The 19,672-nt window shown below is 35.8% G+C and carries 19 protein-coding genes, 1 tRNA gene and 1 pseudogene; 15 read left to right on the top strand and 6 right to left on the bottom strand.

Features of this window, described 5'->3' with window-relative positions; all coding sequences use genetic code 11:
* The first annotated feature begins 5 nt into the window (after positions 1-5).
* The 9 genes and pseudogenes from A9G37_RS10305 (at position 6) to acuI (ending at position 11,509) form a co-directional block, all read left to right on the top strand.
* Positions 6-1,361 (top strand): RCC1 domain-containing protein, encoded by a 1,356-nt coding sequence (locus A9G37_RS10305; RefSeq protein WP_065575454.1) that lies wholly within the window; start codon positions 6-8, stop codon positions 1,359-1,361.
* An 8-nt stretch (positions 1,362-1,369) separates the two neighbouring features.
* Positions 1,370-1,819 (top strand): A24 family peptidase, encoded by a 450-nt coding sequence (locus A9G37_RS10310; RefSeq protein WP_034913891.1) that lies wholly within the window; start codon positions 1,370-1,372, stop codon positions 1,817-1,819.
* A 449-nt stretch (positions 1,820-2,268) separates the two neighbouring features.
* Positions 2,269-3,504, top strand: a complete 1,236-nt coding sequence (locus tag A9G37_RS10315; protein WP_034913894.1) for an NRAMP family divalent metal transporter — start codon at positions 2,269-2,271, stop codon at positions 3,502-3,504.
* A 14-nt stretch (positions 3,505-3,518) separates the two neighbouring features.
* Positions 3,519-4,295, top strand: coding sequence for a LamB/YcsF family protein (locus tag A9G37_RS10320; protein ID WP_034913909.1), 777 nt, complete (start codon positions 3,519-3,521; stop codon positions 4,293-4,295).
* A gap of 163 nt (positions 4,296-4,458) precedes the next feature.
* On the top strand, positions 4,459-6,069 hold the full coding sequence (locus A9G37_RS10325) for an urea amidolyase family protein (protein ID WP_065575455.1): 1,611 nt from the start codon (positions 4,459-4,461) through the stop codon (positions 6,067-6,069).
* Positions 6,062-7,810: an acetyl/propionyl/methylcrotonyl-CoA carboxylase subunit alpha gene (locus A9G37_RS10330; RefSeq protein WP_065575456.1), complete on the top strand. Its 1,749-nt coding sequence runs from the start codon at positions 6,062-6,064 to the stop codon at positions 7,808-7,810. The genes A9G37_RS10325 and A9G37_RS10330 overlap by 8 nt, the downstream gene beginning before the upstream one ends.
* A 133-nt stretch (positions 7,811-7,943) precedes the next feature.
* Positions 7,944-9,293: an SWIM zinc finger family protein gene (locus A9G37_RS10335; protein ID WP_218059372.1), complete on the top strand. Its 1,350-nt coding sequence runs from the start codon at positions 7,944-7,946 to the stop codon at positions 9,291-9,293.
* Between the two features lie 112 nt (positions 9,294-9,405).
* A pseudogene (gene sstT / locus A9G37_RS13690) lies at positions 9,406-10,307 on the top strand (serine/threonine transporter SstT); the annotation flags it as partial.
* A gap of 206 nt (positions 10,308-10,513) precedes the next feature.
* Complete coding sequence (gene acuI, locus A9G37_RS10350; RefSeq protein WP_065575460.1) at positions 10,514-11,509, top strand: acrylyl-CoA reductase (NADPH); 996 nt, start codon at positions 10,514-10,516, stop codon at positions 11,507-11,509.
* A 177-nt stretch (positions 11,510-11,686) separates the two neighbouring features.
* Here acuI and A9G37_RS10355 read toward each other — a convergent pair whose 3' ends face one another.
* The 4 genes from A9G37_RS10355 to A9G37_RS10365 form a co-directional block, all read right to left on the bottom strand.
* The gene (locus tag A9G37_RS10355) at positions 11,687-12,391 is read right to left on the bottom strand and encodes a DUF3829 domain-containing protein (RefSeq protein ID WP_081297734.1); all 705 of its coding nucleotides are present in this window, start codon (positions 12,389-12,391) and stop codon (positions 11,687-11,689) included.
* A gap of 172 nt (positions 12,392-12,563) precedes the next feature.
* Positions 12,564-12,698 carry a hypothetical protein gene (locus A9G37_RS13260; protein ID WP_255306897.1) on the bottom strand — a complete coding sequence of 45 codons (135 nt, stop codon included), beginning with the start codon at positions 12,696-12,698 and terminating at the stop codon, positions 12,564-12,566.
* 89 nt (positions 12,699-12,787) lie between these two features.
* Positions 12,788-13,111: an AMP-binding protein gene (locus tag A9G37_RS10360; protein ID WP_065575462.1), complete on the bottom strand. Its 324-nt coding sequence runs from the start codon at positions 13,109-13,111 to the stop codon at positions 12,788-12,790.
* A 671-nt stretch (positions 13,112-13,782) separates the two neighbouring features.
* Positions 13,783-13,870: transfer RNA gene (locus tag A9G37_RS10365), tRNA-Ser, on the bottom strand.
* A 194-nt stretch (positions 13,871-14,064) separates the two neighbouring features.
* Between A9G37_RS10365 and A9G37_RS10370 the strand changes: the two genes are divergently transcribed.
* From A9G37_RS10370 to A9G37_RS10395, 6 genes are read left to right on the top strand one after another with little or no spacing between them, the layout of a single operon-like run.
* Positions 14,065-14,382: a TusE/DsrC/DsvC family sulfur relay protein gene (locus A9G37_RS10370; RefSeq protein WP_065560941.1), complete on the top strand. Its 318-nt coding sequence runs from the start codon at positions 14,065-14,067 to the stop codon at positions 14,380-14,382.
* A gap of 21 nt (positions 14,383-14,403) precedes the next feature.
* A complete protein-coding gene (ftsB, locus tag A9G37_RS10375; protein ID WP_034910028.1) occupies positions 14,404-14,700 on the top strand; it encodes a cell division protein FtsB in 297 nt (98 codons plus the stop codon).
* Positions 14,700-15,410 carry a 2-C-methyl-D-erythritol 4-phosphate cytidylyltransferase gene (ispD, locus tag A9G37_RS10380; RefSeq protein WP_065575463.1) on the top strand — a complete coding sequence of 237 codons (711 nt, stop codon included), beginning with the start codon at positions 14,700-14,702 and terminating at the stop codon, positions 15,408-15,410. The genes ftsB and ispD overlap by 1 nt, the downstream gene beginning before the upstream one ends.
* Positions 15,411-15,418: 8 nt before the next feature.
* Positions 15,419-15,904, top strand: a complete 486-nt coding sequence (gene ispF / locus A9G37_RS10385) for a 2-C-methyl-D-erythritol 2,4-cyclodiphosphate synthase (RefSeq protein WP_034910022.1) — start codon at positions 15,419-15,421, stop codon at positions 15,902-15,904.
* Positions 15,905-15,922: 18 nt separating this feature from the next.
* Positions 15,923-16,948 carry a tRNA pseudouridine(13) synthase TruD gene (gene truD / locus A9G37_RS10390; RefSeq protein ID WP_034910020.1) on the top strand — a complete coding sequence of 342 codons (1,026 nt, stop codon included), beginning with the start codon at positions 15,923-15,925 and terminating at the stop codon, positions 16,946-16,948.
* 5 nt (positions 16,949-16,953) lie between these two features.
* Positions 16,954-17,580 carry a protein-L-isoaspartate(D-aspartate) O-methyltransferase gene (locus tag A9G37_RS10395; RefSeq protein ID WP_034910017.1) on the top strand — a complete coding sequence of 209 codons (627 nt, stop codon included), beginning with the start codon at positions 16,954-16,956 and terminating at the stop codon, positions 17,578-17,580.
* Positions 17,581-17,682: 102 nt separating this feature from the next.
* Here A9G37_RS10395 and pnuC read toward each other — a convergent pair whose 3' ends face one another.
* Complete coding sequence (gene pnuC, locus A9G37_RS10400; protein WP_034910015.1) at positions 17,683-18,372, bottom strand: nicotinamide riboside transporter PnuC; 690 nt, start codon at positions 18,370-18,372, stop codon at positions 17,683-17,685.
* Positions 18,373-18,378: 6 nt separating this feature from the next.
* Positions 18,379-19,611, bottom strand: a complete 1,233-nt coding sequence (nadR, locus tag A9G37_RS10405) for a multifunctional transcriptional regulator/nicotinamide-nucleotide adenylyltransferase/ribosylnicotinamide kinase NadR (protein ID WP_034910013.1) — start codon at positions 19,609-19,611, stop codon at positions 18,379-18,381.
* Positions 19,612-19,672 lie beyond the last annotated feature (61 nt).

Here is a 19,672-nt window from a genome sequence, read left to right on the forward strand (position 1 = left end):
TCTAAATGAAACTAATTAAGTTAATAGTATTATTTACATCATGTTTATGCTTTTCATTATTTGCAAACGAAAAAAGTGATACCGTCGTGTTGACAACAAAGTCATTTGTAAAAAACCCTACTTCAACTAACTCTATTGATACAGGAATTACGATAGAAAATGGAGATGTTTGGCTTACAGGTTACAGGGATGCTGGTATATCAGGTAGTGGTCCTTTGGGTTATAGTTCTTCGATGCCTCCTTACAGAGTAGAATTTTTTGTCAATAAAGGGATTAATATTACGCAAATAACGGCAGGAGCATATCACCTAATTGCTCTTGATGATCATGGTGATGTTTGGACATGGGGTGACAATCGAGCTTGGCAAGCATCAGCTATTAAGGCCGGAAATGTAGGAGGTTTTCAAACTATACCAACCTTAGTTTTAGAAGGTAAAGATGTCATCATGACAAATGCAGGGGAATATACTTCTTTTGCTTTAACCAGAAGTGGGGAAGTTTATGCTTGGGGAACTTCAGCTTACGGCCAAATGGCGAATGGTTCGTTAGTTATTGGGCCAACAAAACTTCATCGTATTCCTCAATCGTATTTTAATGATAGTCCAATTGTATTGATTGGGGCGGGTTATGAATCTGCCTGGGCTATAAATAAACGTGGTGAGGTTTTTGCTTGGGGAGATGAGGAGTCAAGTCAATATGGGTTTAGAAATAGTGCACGAGGAATAACAGGACATGTTTACCGGACATACCCAGTGCAAATTACTAATCTTCCCCCTGGTATTAGTGGTGGAGATATAGTAACTATTACGGGAGGGAATCGCTATACTGCATTTTTAACTTCGGAAGGTGAAGTGTGGGCTATGGGGGCTGCCAATCATTTGGGTATAGGATTTGGTTATCTAGGAGGTGAAAAAAAAACACGTCTGATGTATCAAGTTGATAAGAATGGCAATGAATATAAAGTAGATAACGAGCTAGATGTAGCCGATCCTCAGTTTGTTATGAATAATGTTAATACGCTTTATTGCCGATATGCAGGATGTTCTGCCATCACTAATGATGGGGAAGTATACACATGGGGTATAACGGTTGCGGCTAATGATGAACACAATTGGCAGATAATGTATGGTTATATACCAATAAAAAGGGATATTATTGGTAATTTGACTAAAATCGATGGAGGTAAAGAGAATCTGATTTATTGGAATGATGAAGGACAAGCTTTTGGAGTAGGCTGGAATTTATGGAATAAATATTATTCATCAGTGAACCCTATTAAGTGGCCAGGAGTAGAAATAAAAGAATTGCCAAAAGCGATGAAAGAAGTTTATGGTAAAGATTTTGTTCCTGGTCAAGGATAAAGACTATAATGATTAGCCAAGAATTAATCAATGATATTATTATTTTAGCTATTTGGGCATGTTTGTTATTTTCATGTTATACGGATTTAAAATATCGAACTATCTCAAATAAAATTGTTATAATAATATTCATTTTAGTTATTTTGAATTTTGCCCTTGGCAAAGGGCATCTAGATTATATTGCATCAGCTATATTTTTAATTTGCGGTCTATTCATGTTTTATTGCCGACTTGTTGGTGCTGGAGATATAAAATTAATTACTGTTCTTTTGAGCTCTATTCCAATAAATAGTGTTCCGTTTTTCTTAGTCGTTATCACCTTTTTGGGGTTACCAATGGCAATCATTGCAATAATATACAGATCCTTCAAAAAAAAATCTGTTACATTGCCTTATGGGCTTGCCATTAGTGGTAGCTATTTTTTAACATCAATAACCTTATTTGAGGTTATAATGTAATAACTTACTTGTAGTTAACTTCTCAAATATAATGGCATTTTTATAATAAATATCAATGTTTTCCATCCCCAAGAAGGCGGGTGGGAAACTCTTTTTTAACCTGCAAGCACTTAATAACTGTTATTCCTTAAAAATATTTAAAATAATCTTACACACAACTATATAAACATTATTATGTTTTAGTCACTTTTAATAAAAAATTTATCCCCTTATTTTAAGAATATGTATATATACCATTTTGGTGCATATCAGCTCTTTATTAGAGTATTATAAGTTTATTACTTTTTAATGATGAATCATTATAATTATTTTTAATTAGTTTTTTGCTTAAAAAACAGTAATTATATTAACTAACATTTATCAAACTTTGTTTAAGTTATGGCATAGTTATTGCTTATAAATAACATTGGATAGATTTGTAATTATAAATATTTAGAGGGAACATCGGTATGGAAAATCATAGCAGTAGTACTGTTGCTTTTGTTAAAAATCGGCGTGCTTCATTAATAAGTGCTATTTTTTTAATGGCAACATCAGCAATTGGCCCAGGCTTCATTACTCAAACCGCTACCTTCACCGTTACGCTTGGTACTGCTTTTGGATTTGGTATTTTAACCTCTATTATTATCGATTTTGTTGTTCAGCAAAATATTTGGCGAATTGTGGCATTAACCAAAATGAACTCTTCAGATATAGCTAATGCAACCATTCCATTTAGTGGTTATTTGCTGGCAGTGCTAATTATATTTGGTGGATTAGTGTTTAATATTGGTAATATAGCTGGTGCAGGTTTAGGTTTAAATGCACTTGTTGGCCTTGATCCTAAATGGGGAGGGGCAATTAGTGCACTTTTAGCGGTTTACATATTTTCTTCCCGTAAAGCGAGTCATTTTATAGATCGTTTGATGATCGGTTTTGGTTTATTGATGATTTTTTTGACACTGTTTGTGGTGTTCGCATCGCATCCACCGATTGGTCAAGCTTTAAAAGAGACAGTGCTTCCAAGCCATGTTGATTTTGCTTCAATTACGACCATAGTTGGTGGGACAGTTGGCGGTTATATTTCTTACGCAGGTGCTCACCGTTTACTTGATAAGGGTATGGTTGGTGCTGAGCATATTGATTATGTTTCAGGCGCTGCAACTAAAGGAATTATGGTTGTTGGCTTGATGCGTTATATCTTATTTTTAGCCATTTTAGGCGTGGTGGCAAGTGGTGTGACAATTGATATTTCAAGTTATGCTGCTAACCCTGCATCGCAAGCATTTCAAGCAGCTTTGGGCGAGTTTGGATTGCGCCTTTTTGGCTTGATTTTATGGGCAGCAGCCATCACTAGTGTTATTGGGGCAGCTTATACTTCAATGACGTTTATTACTCCGTTTAAACGTACTATTACAGACAGACAACGTCAGTTTGCTACCATTATTTTTATTGTTGTTTCGCTTGCGATTTATTTAATTATGGGGACTGCACCTGTATCATTATTAGTCTTTGCTGGTGGTTTTAATGGTTTAGTTTTACCGCTTGGGTTAACTATTTTTGTTTATATTGGTTGGCGACGTGCTGATCTTATGTCAGGGTATCATTATCCAAGATGGTTATTGTTGTCAGGTTTAGTTGTGTGCGCAATTACTTGGTATATGGGCATAATGTCGGTTGCGACTATTTTTAACTATTTAAAATAGAGGACAATATGGCAATCACTAAATGTATTGATTTAAATAGTGACCTTGGCGAGAGCTTTGGTCAATGGCAAATGGGTAATGATGAAGCAATGCTAAATGTTGTTAGCAGTGCGAATATTGCTTGTGGATTTCATGCTGGTTCGCCAGCAGGTATTTTAAAAACATTAAAAGCGGCCAAAGCCAATAATGTCCAAGTGGGTGCTCATGTAAGTTACCCTGATTTAGTGGGATTTGGTCGTCGTAATATGGATGTTGCAACCGATGAGTTAACCGCTGATGTAATTTATCAGATTGGGGCAATTAAAGGGTTAGCCACATCAATTGGTACCAAAGTGACTTACGTTAAACCACATGGCGCATTATATAACACTATTGCACACGATAAACGTCAAGCAATGGCGGTGATTGATGCGCTTTGTGCGGTTGATTCGACATTGACTTTGGTTGCTCTTGCTGGCTCAAAACTGATTGAATGGGCTAAAGAAAGTGGCTTAAGCGTCGTTGCTGAAGCGTTTGCCGATAGAGCTTATCATGCTGATGGTACTTTAGTTTCTCGTAAAGAGGTTGGGGCTGTATTGCACGATCCTGAGCTAGTTGCCGACCGTATGTTGCAATTGGTTAATGATGGTGGCGTGATGTCTATCGAAGAGCAATTTGTGCGTATTGAGGCAGGATCAATTTGTGTCCATGGCGATAGTGCTGGCGCTTTAGCGATGGCACAAAAAGTGCGACAAAAACTACAACAAAATGGCATTAATATTGCTTCGTTTGCTAAAAGTAATAATAACTAAATTAGTTAATGTTTTGAAAAATTTAATTAAATTAATAAAAAAATAAAAATATGATTAGACAACACTTTACCAAGTGGGCTATAAACTTGGTCTTTAATATGACCAAACAATATAAAATATGTATTGTTAGTGATTGGATGTTGATCATATTTCGAGGTACTTAATGCGATTTTTACCCGTTAATATCGATGCGTTTATCGTAGAATTAAACAGCCTTGAGCAAACCATGGCACTTACTGATGTGCTTCAAGGTGTTATTGCTGATTGGCATATCAAAGAAATAATCCCAGCGGCACGAACCCTATTAATCCGTTATAACCCCATTGTAACCAATGCTAATATACTTGCTGAGCAGATTGCTCAATTAGATATTTCGGCAAGTGTTATGCAATCTGGCGAATTGGTAACAATACCAGTTCGCTATAATGGTGAAGATTTACCTCAAGTGGCAGACTATCTAGGCATAACGGTTGCCGAAGTCATTGCAAGGCACACTGATAACGAGTATCAAGTGGCTTTTTGTGGCTTTGCACCAGGGTTTGCTTATATGGTATCAAAAGCAGCTCAGCTTAATGTACCACGTCGAAACTCGCCACGAGTCCGCATTCCAGCAGGATCAGTTGCTGTAGCAGGGGAATTTAGTAGTGTTTACCCACAAGCAAGCCCTGGTGGTTGGCAATTGATTGGCATTACAGATACGGCAGTTTGGGATATTTATCGTGATGAGCCAGCGCTGTTCAAACCTGGTACTCGGGTTAATTTTATTGATGTGAGCCAATCGAAAACAACTTATCATTTACCTGCGCATTTATCAGCAACTAAAAAACAAGATAACCTTGTTGAACAGCAACAAGATATAACAGTATTAACGACAGGATTGCAAACATTGTTTCAAGACAATGGTCGAATTGGACAAGCTGTATTGGGCATTTCTGAATCGGGAGCGATGGATAAAAACGCATTACACAGTGCTAACCGCGTGTTAGGTAATTCAATTAATGAACCAGTGTTAGAAATTACCCAAGGTGGTTTTAGCGCCCAAATAAATAGACCAATGTTAGTTGCTGTGACGGGTGCTATATGTGAGATCACAATAACCACCATCCAAGCTGAAACCTATACTTCTCCTATGTATCGGGCAATTCAATTAGAAGCAGGTGATATTATCCGTTTAGGTAATGTAAAATGTGGTGTTCGTAGTTATTTAGCAGTGCGTGGCGGTTTTCAAGTAACACCTATTTTAACCAGTTGTGCTTTTGATACGCTTGCACAAGTTGGGCCCTTACCACTAAAATCGGGTCAAATGTTGGCGATTAAGCAAGCAAAAACGTTAAATCCAGTATCATTATCAGAAACTCCTATGATTAATTACCCAACTAGTGATGATATAGTAGTGTTAGATATTGTGCTTGGACCACGTACCGATTGGTTTACTCAGCAATCGATAGCGCTTCTTACTTCACAGTTGTGGTTGGTTACTCCAGCTTCTAACCGTATTGGCTTGCGTTTATCTGGCAAGGAATCGTTAATTCGTGAAAAACAACAAGAATTACCTAGTGAAGGTACCTGTATTGGATCAATACAAATACCAGCTAATGGACAACCTGTATTATTTTTGAATGATCACCCTTTAACAGGAGGTTATCCTGTTATTGGTGCAGTATGTAATTATCATTTAGATTTAGCAGGTCAAATTCCAGTCAATGCTAAAATAAAGTTTAATCCTATAGGGATGTTTAAAGAATTTGAAGGGAGTGATGTTGATCATGTCTGAAAATAATAAAAATACAACACATAAAGTATTGATAGCTAATCGAGGTGAAATTGCTGTACGTATTATTCGCGCTTGCCGTGATATAGGCTTGTTATCTGTTGCAATTTATGCCGATGCTGATATTGATGCACTTCATGTACAAATGGCTGATGAAGCTTATGGATTAACAGGCAATGTACCTAGCGATACATATTTAGATATTGATAAAATTATCGCAATAGCTAAAAAATCAGGAGCCACCATGGTTCATCCAGGTTATGGTTTTTTATCTGAACGTGTTGAATTTGCTAGAGCAGTACAAGATGCAGGTTTAATTTGGGTAGGCCCCAAGCCTGAAACGATTGAAATATTGGGTGATAAAGTCAAAGCAAGACAGCTTGCGTTGCAAGTGGGAGCTCCTTTGGTTGTTGGTACAAAAGAGCCTGTAAAAAATGCCAAAGAGGTTATTGAGTTTGCGCATGCCCATGGTTTACCAATTGCTATTAAAGCCGCATTTGGTGGCGGTGGTCGAGGTTTAAAAGTAGCTTGGCAAATGGACGAAGTAGAAGAACTTTATCATTCCGCAGTTCGTGAAGCTACAACGGCTTTTGGGCGTGGTGAGTGTTTTATTGAACAATTTTTGCATAATCCTCGGCATGTTGAAGCACAAGTTATTGCTGATACATTAGGTAATATTGTTGTCGTTGGTACACGTGACTGTTCATTACAACGACGTAATCAAAAATTAATTGAAGAGTCTCCAGCACCTTTTATAACAGATCAATTAGAACAGCAAATTATTCAATCTTCGATTGATATTTGCGCTAAAGCAAACTATGTAGGCGTAGGGACAGTTGAGTTTTTACTTAGCCAAGATGGTAAGTTATCTTTTTTAGAAGTTAATACAAGATTACAAGTTGAACACCCAGTAACAGAAGAAACTACAGGCGTCGATCTTGTTATTGAGCAACTGCGCATTGCCCAAGGTTTACCTCTGAGTATAGATGAAACACCTGCACCTAGAGCTCATGCCATTGAATTTCGTATCAATGCCGAAGACGCAGCTAACGGTTTTTTACCTGTAGCTGGCACTATTACACGTTTTGATGTACCAACTGGTCCTGGTGTACGCATAGACAGTGGGGTGATGGCTGGTTCAACAATTCCAGCAACGTTTGATTCCCTTATGGCAAAATTGATTATTGTTGGTAATAATCGACAACATGCCATTGCTAGAGCTCGCCGTGCTTTGGCTGAGTTTGCTATTGAAGGGGTAGCTAGTGTGTTGCCATTTGATCGTGCGGTTATTGAACATTCCGATTTTTGTGATGATTTTAAATTACATACACGTTGGATTGAAACTGAATTTACTACAACAATAGCACCAGCCAAAAGGCAAATACCACAAAAAGAAGCAGCGTTGACACACACATTTATTGAGATTGACGGTAAACGTTGTAAACTCGGTTTACCTGCACAACTATTTACAGGGTTATCCTTGCAAACGGAAGCTAATTTAGATACATCTTCAAACGTGAAAGAAGAATTATCTGAATTAATTGTCCAGTCACCTGTTTCTGGTAGTCTTTTTAAATGGGTGATCAATGATAATCAAAGCGTAAACGCAGGCGATGTCATTGCTATTATGGAAGCCATGAAAATGGAAGTTCAAGTTATTGCACATCGAAATGGTGTGTTAAAACAAATACTCAAAGAAGGCAATTATGTTAACGCAGGATCACCGGTTGCAGAAATCATTTAGATAGCGTTGGTAAAACAATAAAATTTTTCATCAACAATTAGCAAAAAACATCAAATATAGACAATATATTTTGCTTATTTTATACTCATTAGCATGATATTTTGTCTATTTTAATGTGTTAGGATGATTTATATTGAGGTTTTCTCAGCAATCAAAACTTACTGATGGCACATTAGCCTTAGCGTTATCGTCTGCTTTAACACCGGATGGAATTATTGAAAACCCTCAATTTTTTGCTGGTTATGCACTTTACCCACAGATTCTTGCTAGATCTCTACTGGTTTTAGCTGATATTACCTCGACCCGATATTTTAAACCAGTGCCGGTGTCTTTGCGTGATCCAATTTTATCTGCACAAAAAAATCAATTAAGAGCAGAGGTTTTTTCTGCCTGCAATAGTGTTTATGCCCGTTTAGATTTGTTACAACAAGGGTTTGATGGACAAATATTACGAGGTACAACCAATGTAGATATAGGTATTAGCTTAAGGCAAGCGCTAACTCAGGTTAATAATAGAGACAAACTTCATCTCAATATTGGTAATCAAGGTTTGGCTATGCGCCATATCCAAAAACAAGATAAAGATGTAATTGGAATAAAGGCCATTATTGAGCGCCCTGTTGCAATGCCGGATAGGTGGATTAGAGCACTAGGTAATGTAGCTGAAATTCATACCAAAATGGCCGCTGTTTTTACGGTAACGGGAATACAAGCACAAACCTTTATTGCAGGATTGCCAACCGTGACTAGTAAACATCAATCAAGCTGGCTAGTGCCATCTAATACTGGTATTAAATTGATGGCTCAAGGCGGTCTCGATAGTGTGTATATTTCGGGGCTACACCGGTTAAGTGCACTTAAGCGATTAATGACCAATATTAAGCGTTTAACTTTTTATCAGCTAGCAAGTGGTGAACAAGGACCCTGCATGGTTGAAGTTGAACTCGACGGTGCAAGACTTACTTTGAGCTTAACTGCACAGCCATGGCAAGGCTATTCTGGCGAAGGTGCCTTACTTGAGCTGCTTGCACCAAAACAGCAATTACAAAATGCTCAACTTGTTCAATCTATTTTACAATTTGATTCACTGATTGATCTGACTCAGCTAGCGATAAAAACAGGGTTAAATACTCAGTGCATTAATAGTTCACTGGCGTATCTGGCTATTTCAGGTAAGCTGGGTTTTGATGTACACCAGAATGGCTATTTTCATCGTCAATTGCCAGAAGATCCTAATCGACTTATCAAAGATAATCCGCGTTTAAAATCGGCCTATAAATTGATTGAATATATTGATCGAATTGATGAAAACACATGGATGGTTTGCTCAAATAACGAGGACTATCGTGTCCGTTTTGTTAGGAAGAATAGTAAATTAACAGCACAATGTACTTGCTCATGGTATCTGAATCATCAACTCAAAAAATGGCCGTGTAAACATATTTTGGCAGTACAAATTAAGGAAAATATTTATGAATGCTAACTTAGCGAAAGCCGAAGTGATTTTTACTTCTTTGAATTGGAACAATGTCACAGCCGATAATATTTTACAACAATCGTTAGGTAGCAAAGAGCAGCATACGTTAAATAACCTTGAACTTACACCGCCTAGTGGTATTGCTGCTGTTTTAAAAACCTTATTAGAAAAAATGATCGACAATCCGATAAATGCACTAATTAATGCAAATTATATTGGGCTTATCATTTTTTGGGGGGGTATCGGTTTGGCATTAAGACACGCTAGCCAAAGTACTAAAACAATGATGAATGATCTGTCTTATGCTATTTCTTTTATTGTAAGAGTTATTATCCGATTTGCCCCTTTGGGTATATTTGGACTTGTCGCTTCAATATTAGCCGAAACAGGTTTTGATGAACTGTACAAGTATGCCCATTTATTGGTTGTATTAGTTTCTTGTATGTTAATTGTTGCATTAGTTATCAATCCATTACTTGCCTATTTAGTTATGCGAAAAAACCCTTATCAGCTTGTGTTTACCTCTTTAAAAGAAAGTGCTATACCTGCTTTCTTTACGCGTAGCTCTGCGGCTAATATTCCAGTGAATATTGAAATCTGTAAAAATATAACATGGATGAAGATACCTATACTGTTGCAGTACCGTTAGGCGCCGCAATTAATATGTCGGGCGCTGCCGTTACTATAACAGTTTTAACTCTAGCCACCGTCAACTCAATGCCAGCTAGTGCTGGTATACATGTTGACATCTATTCTGCGGTATTACTTTGTATTGTAACTTCAGTATGTGCTTGTGGTGCATCAGGGATTGCGGGTGGATCGTTACTGCTTATTCCTGTCGCTTGTAGTATGTTTGGTATACCTAACGAAATTTCAGCCAAAGTGATTGGCATTGGAATTGCAATTGGCGTTATTCAAGATTCGGTTGAAACCGCATTGAACTCATCAAGTGATGTTGTGTTTATTGGCGCGGTTTCATCAGCCGCGCAGAAAAAGCAAAATGATACGACTAAAAATTAAGTATTCAAGCCTTAATTGGTAACTCTGATTTATAACTGAGCATGGTAATTTGTTATTATCAGCTCAGTTTTTATTTATTCCTCACAACCAAACATATCACATTGCTTTTTCTTGAATGGTTCTTTATTATTAAAAAAACATCTAATATTTAAGCGGTTTCTTATATTATTTAGATGTTCCGATACTATATGTGATGAGGAGACACTATGCCATTTAATGCCATTGTTTTATCGAAAGAAGAAAAAACGGGGTTTTCATGCTCCTTAAAGAGTATTAGTAAACAGCAGTTATTAGCGCAAGAAGGTGATACCTTGATCCAAATAACCTATTCAAGTATTAACTATAAAGATGCGCTAGCTTTAACTAATAAAAGTCCTGTTGTTAGACAGTGGCCAATGGTACCAGGTATTGATGGTGTTGGTATTGTGCTAGAGTGTCGTAGTGGTCGTTATCAAAAAGGCGATATAGTTGTATTAAATGGATGGGGGTGTGGCGAGACTCATTGGGGATGTTTGTCACAATATGCTTATTTAAAATCTGATTGGCTAATACCCTTGCCCAACAAATTTACAGATTATCAAGCAATGGCAATTGGTACAGCAGGTTATACAGCAGGCCTTTGTGTCCAACGTATTGTTGATTTCGATGTAAAACCACAAGATGGTATGGTTTTGGTAACAGGTGCTAGTGGTGGAGTTGGCTCAATTGCCGTTGCATTACTTACTAAACTTGGTTATCAAGTCACCGCATCAACGAGTAAAATTGAAGAAGATCATTATTTACGACAACTTGGCGCAGTAAATATTATTGATGGTCAAACCTTAAAAGAAACAGGTAAACCATTACAAAAAGAACTGTGGTCAGCTGTTGTCGATGCGGTTGGTTCGCACACTTTAGCAAATGCTTGTGCCCAAACTCAATATGGCGGCATTGTGACGTGTTGTGGTCTTGCTCAAGGCATGGACTTACCAGCAACGGTCGCGCCGTTTATTTTAAGAGGTGTTTCGTTAGCTGGGGTGGATAGTGTGATGGCAAATTATGATAAACGTGTGGCAGCATGGAATTTATTGGCACACAATCTGGATGAGAAAGTGTTATCTCATATTAGTAATACAATCACACTAAATGATTGTGTTGAGGTGGCAAATAAAATGATTGCAGGGCAAATAAAAGGGCGATTTGTTGTTGATGTAAACAAATGAATCCAGGTTTGACTAAACAGTAGTATTTTGATAATTACTGTTAATTACTTGTCCTTCTCATTTACTATAAAGTTAAAAAAACAGCGATGTAATATTTACACCGCTTTTATTTATACCACTATTTATTGTCATTGATAATGACGAGAATATTAGCAATGAAACGATCTTTACCTATTTTTAATTGATTATTTGATTATAGTCGTTAATTATACTTTTAAGTTCCCTATTCAAAGAATCAACTTCTCTTTCTATAGTATTGGTCTGTAAATTTTTTAGAACTACTTTCATTTGATTAATCAATCCAGGTAAACGATCAACAAAACGGTCATAATACATATCATTTAAACCTTGTTGCTTAATTAATTTATTTTTGCCTTTATTCGTCATTAATTCATTGGCTATGGATTCTATTTGTTGAATTTTTTGTTCAAGGGCTGATTTATCGAGATTTTTAAACTGGTTGTCTTCGGTAAAGTTTTCATTGATTAACGCAACAATATCTTCAGATAAATCCATGATTTCCATGCAATTATAGTTAAGTGTTAACCTTTTGTTTTTTATTTCTGATTTTTGAAATGCGTGGGTTTCTTCGTATAATTTTCCGTAAGCCGCTAAAGCCACACTTTTTGCTTCAACATACTGGTTATAAAGCGTGTTCAGATTATTTAACAGTTTAGGTAATTTGGCAAAGTCATCCAATTTGTACTCATTATTTAAATAATATTTAGCTATCTGGTCATAAGCTAATCCTATTTCAATATATTTATCACTTAATGATTTGCCTGCGGCATCAAGTTCGGGTAACTCCGGTTTAAATGCTAATAACTCAGTAATCAATTGTTTATATTCATTAAGCTCCTTTGGTTCTGGGTGATAGCCGATAAAAAGTTTCGTTGGATTTTTTTTACATAATTGACATCAATTTTACCGTTTTTATCACTGAGACCTCTTAAAAAATCCTTAACACTGCTATCAAGATGATAAAGAGAAGAAGTCATATTGCCTCGCCCTCTTAATTCATCAGCAGCTTGGGAGACATTAGCATTAAAAACCTCTAGCCATTACGTGCTTTCAGTGCAAATTGCCGTGAAACATCTTCAGTCTTTTTAGAATCAGAAGATTTAACTTCTGAAGCTGCTGTTGGTTGTTGCGTTTTGTTTTCAGTTGGTTTGTCATCACAGCCAATCATTAAAAATCCAGCAATCAATACGGTTAAAAATTTTTTTCATTGTTTATCCCTTCATTTTTGTGTTCTAAATTCATTGAATTAATACTTTATTATCTAACATATTCAAGACGAATCAATTTATTATTAACAACTACATAAGCAATAAGAATGAGATCATCTATATTTATTCTTTTTAAAGCCATAATTGTACATTCGTTAACTTCACTAATTTGTAAGAATGCTTTTTCAATTTCACTTAGAATTATTTTTTTCCCTCTCATTTTATAAATATCATCTTCCCTTCCTTCCAAATATAAAAAACCTTCAGAATCGAGCCAGCCATAATCACCTGTATATAGGCTTTTACTTCCATATATTGGATGTGGTTTTATTCTTTTTATTGTTGTATCGCTATTATTTAAATAACCTTCCATGACAGTTAAGCTCCTAATAACAATTTGTCCTGTTTTCCCAAATTAACACAACTGGTTATTTTCATCAAAAATTCCTATTTCTAAATTAGGAATTGCAATACTTACGCTATCAATTTTCTCTTCTAATCTATCAGGAGGGATGTAAGAACACCTTTTACATTCACTTAAACCATACATAGAGAAAACGTCAGCATTCGGAAACATTTCCTTTACCAATTTCAAACGCCTTCTTGTAAATGACATTCCAGTATTTGATATTAACCTTATGGAAAGTAAGTTAAAAAACCCCTCTGGTGTAAAATTGATATAGCATAGAATATAGTGAAGAGATTCAGGGTAACACAGTGTACTGATATTTCTAAATATTTTTAAGAATCAAAGAAACTAAAGCATCTTCTTTTTGAAGAAGAACGTTCCTTTAACAAAGAATGAGAGAACGATCTGATATAAACCATAGTCAAAAGATATTGGCAACGGAACTAATTTTTCATAATTAAATTCCTTTTTTTTATCAGAGAGAATCTTCTACTTTTTTGCTGTATTATTTTAGGGGATAGTCACAGTATTTGATGAAAAATATAAAATGGTTCGAGTATATTTCGGTGGACGTTTAAAGAGCAGATTTAAGTGTACTTCTATGGGCAACTGTGGAATCTGCCACAATAAGAAGATGGCGGAAGCGCAGAGATTCGAACTCTGGGAGGGTCGCCCCTCGCCGGTTTTCAAGACCGGTGCTTTCAACCGCTCAGCCACACTTCCGCAATGGCTGTGAATAATAAAGTAGACTTGCTTATTTGTAAATAGCTATTTTAATTTTTTTTATCGTTTGCTTTAAATTTCATCAAATTTTAAAGGAATTAAACAAACAATAACGTATTTGCCTGCAAAATTAGTGTTGGATTTTGATTAATTGAGTATAATACAACACAAATAAAATAACGTACTTTGAAAAAATGTTAGAGCAGATAGAAACTGATGAGAAAGGCTATTTAAAAAATTGGCAGGATTGGACTGTTGATTTAGTTCCAGAATTGGCAGCCAAAGAGTCCATTGAATTAACCGATGCCCATTGGGAGGTTATTTTATTTGTTCGTGATTTTTACTTAGAATATAAAACCTCACCAGCTATTCGAGCTTTAGTCAAAGCAATGGAAAAAAAGTTTGGTGCAGAAAAGGGTAATAGTCGTTATTTGTATAAATTATTTCCAGACGGTCCTGCTAAACAAGCAACTAAACTTGCAGGCTTACCAAAACCAGTTAAATGCATATAGATAAAGGATAATACTAAATTCATGAGAAGATGGAAGCTACCTTTATTGTTATTAGCTGTACTGGGTTATCTGCAATATTCTTTATGGTATGGCAAAAATAATGTGTACGATTATCAAGATAATGTAGAAATGTTAGTCAGTTTGCGTGCCGATAATGAGAAGTTAAAGACTCGTAACGAACAGATGTTTGCTGAAATTAACGATTTGCAACGTGGCTATGAGGCAATAGAAGAGCGTGCTCGTAGTCATTTGGGTATGGTTAAACCTGATGAATATTTTTATCGAATTATAATTGATTCGGATACTAAAAAACGATAATGCATAACTTGAATAATCTTAATGATATCATTGCTATTGTACCGGCAGCAGGAGTTGGTTGCCGTATGAATAGTCAAATCCCTAAACAATATCTAAAAGTTGGTTCGAAGACCGTTTTAGAACATACTCTAAATAAATTATTAACGCATCCTCAAATCGCTCAAGTTATTGTTGTGATTAGCTCAGAAGATAATATATTTAATACCCTTTCAATTGCTCAGCACGATAAGATTAAAGTTGCTTTAGGTGGCAAAACTCGAGCTGATTCTGTTTTAGCCGGATTAAAATTGCTAAATGATGAACAGTGGGCTTTAGTTCATGATGCGGCAAGACCTTGTGTGACTCATTGTGATATTACTCGGCTGATTGAAACAGTAACAACTAAAAAACAAGGCGGTATATTAGCCACTCGTGTTAGTGATACGATTAAGCGAGCTTGTCAAAATAATGATACCATTATTGATTATTCTGAAGATCGGACTTATTTATGGGGCGCTGCTACTCCTCAACTGTTTAATGCTGGCGAACTAAAATCATGTTTGCAACAAGCTCTAAATGATCATGTTGCCATCACTGACGAAGCTTCAGCCATTGAGTATTGTGGTGGGCATCCTTTATTAATTGAGTGTCGTGGGGATAATATAAAAATAACCCGTCCTGAAGATTTAGCATTGGCTACTTTTTATTTAACTAAAACAGATTCCAAATAGGTAAAAGTATGAGAATAGGTCATGGATTTGATGTTCATAAGTTTGGTGGAGAGGGTCCTATAACTCTTGCTGGGGTAAAAATTCCTTATCAATATGGCCTTGTTGCTCACTCTGATGGTGATGTTGTGTTACATGCAATAACCGATGCTTTAATTGGCGCATTGGCATTAGGTGACATCGGTAAGCTATTTCCTGATACAGATCCTAAATATAAAGGTATAGATAGTCGAATATTATTGAAAGAGGTGTATACCCTTGTTCAAGCTAAAGGTTATGAATTAGTTAATTTAGATACTACTATTATTGCCCAAGAACCTAAAATGCGACCGCATGTTGATCAAATGCGAGTTAATATAGCAGAAGATCTGAAAGTTCATTTTGAACAAATTAGTGTAAAAGCAACAACAACTGAACAATTAGGCTTTACTGGGCGTAAAGAAGGCATTGCTTGCCAAGCGGTAGTGTTATTAAGTAAAAAATCCGAAACAGTTTAAATTATACAATAGGCAATAATAGTGTTAGCACAACTTAATTATTTATATGGCAAACCGACCACTAAAGGACAATACAAGCAACAATACGAAGATTTTAATGTGACAGAAGATCTTGGCTTTGAGTTGACTGGTGAAGGCGAACATGTTTTAGTTTTTTTGCAAAAACGTGATTGTAATACCATTTTCGTGGCTGAGCAGTTGGCTAAATATGTGGAAATTTCAACCAAGCTAGTAAGTTATGCCGGTTTGAAAGATCGCCAAGCGGTGACTGAGCAGTGGTTCAGTTTACATATGCCAGGTCAACAAACACCAGACTTTTCTGCATTTAATTTGGCGGGTTGTAAAATATTAAAAGTCACACGGCATAATAAAAAATTAAAAATTGGCGCATTAAAAGGTAATTATTTTAAAATAATTTTAAAATCGTTAAATAGTCAATCTGAAATTGAATCTAAACTAGCATTAATCAAACAGCATGGTGTGCCTAATTATTTTGGTGAGCAGCGTTTTGGTCGTGATGAAAATAATATTACTCAGGCTATAAAATGGGCCAATGGCGAAATTTCGGTTAAGGATCGAAAAAAACGTAGCTTTTATCTTTCTGCGGCGCGAAGTGCGATTTTTAATAATATTGTCAGTCAACGCATTACCCAAAGTTTGCATCAAACCGTGCTCAATGGCGATATATTACAATTAGCGCACCGTGGTAGCTGGTTTATTGCTCAAGCAGGCGAATTAGTTCAGTTACAAATGCGTTTAGAACAAGGCGAGATCAATATTACTGCACCAATGGTGGGGGATTCACCACTAGGTACATTATTTGATGCGCTGGAGTTTGAGCAAAAATGTTTAGAAAGTTGGTCTGAATTTAATGATCTATTTAAAAAAGAGCGAGTAGAAACAGCAAGACGGTCAATATTGTTACGAGCAGAGCAGCTTAATTGGCAATGGTTAGATGAGCATAGTCTCGAACTCAATTTTTATTTGCCATCAGGTTGTTATGCAACAAGTGTGATACGTGAACTAATAATAGAAAATGAGTAGCCCAAATGCAAAATCTAAAAATGCAATCCCTAATTGAATTCTTACGGCAACAAGGAATAAAAGACGAGCGCGTTTTAGATGCTATTGCGTCAATTCCTCGTGAACATTTTGTTGATGAGGCGCTTTCGCATCAAGCTTACGATAATCGTCCATTGCCAATAGGAAACGGTCAAACTATTTCTCAGCCTTATATCGTAGCAAAGATGACTGAACTATTAAAATTAGAGCCTAATTCAAAAGTACTTGAAATTGGAACAGGGTCGGGATATCAAACGGCTGTTTTAGCAAAGTTAGTCGAAAATGTCTGCTCGGTAGAACGAATAAAAAGTCTACAATGGAATACCAAACGCCGTTTAAAGCAACTTGATATTCATAACATTGCAACACGCCATGGTGATGGTTGGTTAGGTTGGCCTGAACGTGGACCATTTGATGGCATCATTGTTACAGCCGCCGCATCTGAAGTGCCACAAAGCTTACTAGGACAGTTAGCCGATAAAGGACGTTTAGTTATTCCTGTTGGCGAAAATAAACAGGTTTTACAATTAATTGAGCGTGATGGAGATAATTTTGTAGCTAAAAATATGGGCGAGGTTATATTCGTGCCTTTGGTTAAAGGGGATGTTGAATAATTAGACTGCATCTCAAATAAAAAATAGAAAATAAAGCACTTATTTTCTATTTTTATACTTAAACACAGTCTTTCCTGAAACTTTTTAACAAAATTGGAATATTTACTCTGGCTGCTCAGAGCGTTTCCATTCACAAATTCCATAAATGGCATTAAACAGATAGATTAAATATTGTGTTGCGATAATGATATTGTCGGTATAGATATTTAAACCAATTACCAGTACATTTAATATAACCCATAAATACCAGTTAAACGCATATCGCATCATCAATAATAATTGAGCAACAATGCCTAGACCAAATATAAAACAGTTAGTTATTAGTTGGTAGGTTGTATTAGTTGCACCAATTTTATCCGTTAAATAAATATTAATAAAAGCGGCAATAATAAGAAATATGATTGTATATAAAAATGTGGTTTCATTGAGTGAGCGAACTTTAACGTTTTTATTATTATCAAGGTTCTTTTGCCAAGTGAATAAACCATAGATGTGTGAACAAAAATAGTAGATTGGCGGTAGTCCTGCACCAATATTGCCGCCAAGAATATTAGCACAACATTCTGCAACAACGGCAAACATACCTAATACATTTCCCATGTTTTTACGTTTTGCTAATAAGATAACGCATAGCAGACCGCAAAAAGCGCCTATGTAAGAAGTAGCGTAGCGTAAATCAAATTCAGTAAATGGGTCAGTGTATAAAAATGCTAGTGTTACACATAATATACAAAAAAATGGATAGAATTTATTACGTCCAATTAAAATGGCAAGATTGCTTAATTTATTCATAATTTATTACTCTTCATCATTAATAAGTTGATTAACTAGTTCAATGCAGCGTAAATAACGTTCTTCGTAATCGGGAGATTCTATTTCTATATATTTGATATTATTTTTTTCTAATAACGTTATTAATAGTTTTTGAAAATCTTTACGTTGTTTTGGACTGCCTAAATGACGTAAACCATCAGCGACCCATGGCGTGTTATTACCGAGTAAAATCACTAAATCAAAACGATAGTTATTGATCATAGCTTGTAAAAATGGATGTTCTTTACCTTCATATTTTTTACAAAAAGCTTGAGTTGTCACAAAATCGGTATCAATAAACGAAACTTTATTGGCATGTTTTATGGCAAAATCGATATATTGTGCATGCCCTAATGCGATTTTATCGTAGTCAGCATACTGTAATGCGCGTTCGTCCCCGCCAAGTTGAGAAAATACATAATCCCTACCATATTCCCATGCACTGGTTGTGTTAAATACGTTTGCTAGTTTATTAACTAAAGTTGATTTACCACTAGATTCTCCCCCTAAAATGGCAATGGTTCTAACAAAAAAAGGTCTAACTTCGGTTGGAATGTATTGCCAGTTTTTCAGCGGTGCTTGACGGATTTGAGTACCACTTATTTGCATAAATTGTCGTTTTGGATCAATTAAGACAGTTTCTAGATCAAACAAATCTTTATACATAGCGACATCTTGCGGTTCACTTGAGTAAACATAATCTGGTTTTATGCCTTTTTCTTGAAATAGTTTCTTTACTCGTTCACTCCACTCATGCCAGCCATTTGGGTAAGCTGGAATGCCGTCTTCTTCTAATAATTCAATGTGGATATTTTTTTGATATTTAAAAGTTTGCAGTAGCCAACGAATTCTATCATTAATAGTTGGTTGGCGAGACATAGCACTTTGTTTAAAAAGCGCTTCGTCGCGTTGAGTATCAGAACAAAGAATAACATATAACTCATCAACCTGACTAATTGCTCGTTGAATAAGATAAATATGCCCAGTATGTAAAGGATAAAATTTGCCAAAAATCACACCCACTTTTTTATTTTTGGTTGGTTCTTCAATTTGTAAATATTGATGGAGTGATTGTAATTTTTGTGCACTTGGATTTTTAATTTTATCATTAATGAGTTGACTAAGATAACCTTTAGTCATTTGGCAAGCATCGGCTACAGTCTGTAAAGATATATTCTTACGTTTGATTGCTTTTTTTAGATAACTGAAGTTACTCATATAGTCCCCTTATTTTGTTTTTTATTTTAAACAAAATATAAATCATTTTTATTTTTTGTTC

It is taken from the genome of Gilliamella sp. GillExp13, assembly GCF_001690815.1.
GTDB classification, from domain to species: Bacteria; Pseudomonadota; Gammaproteobacteria; order Enterobacterales; family Orbaceae; genus Gilliamella; species Gilliamella bombi.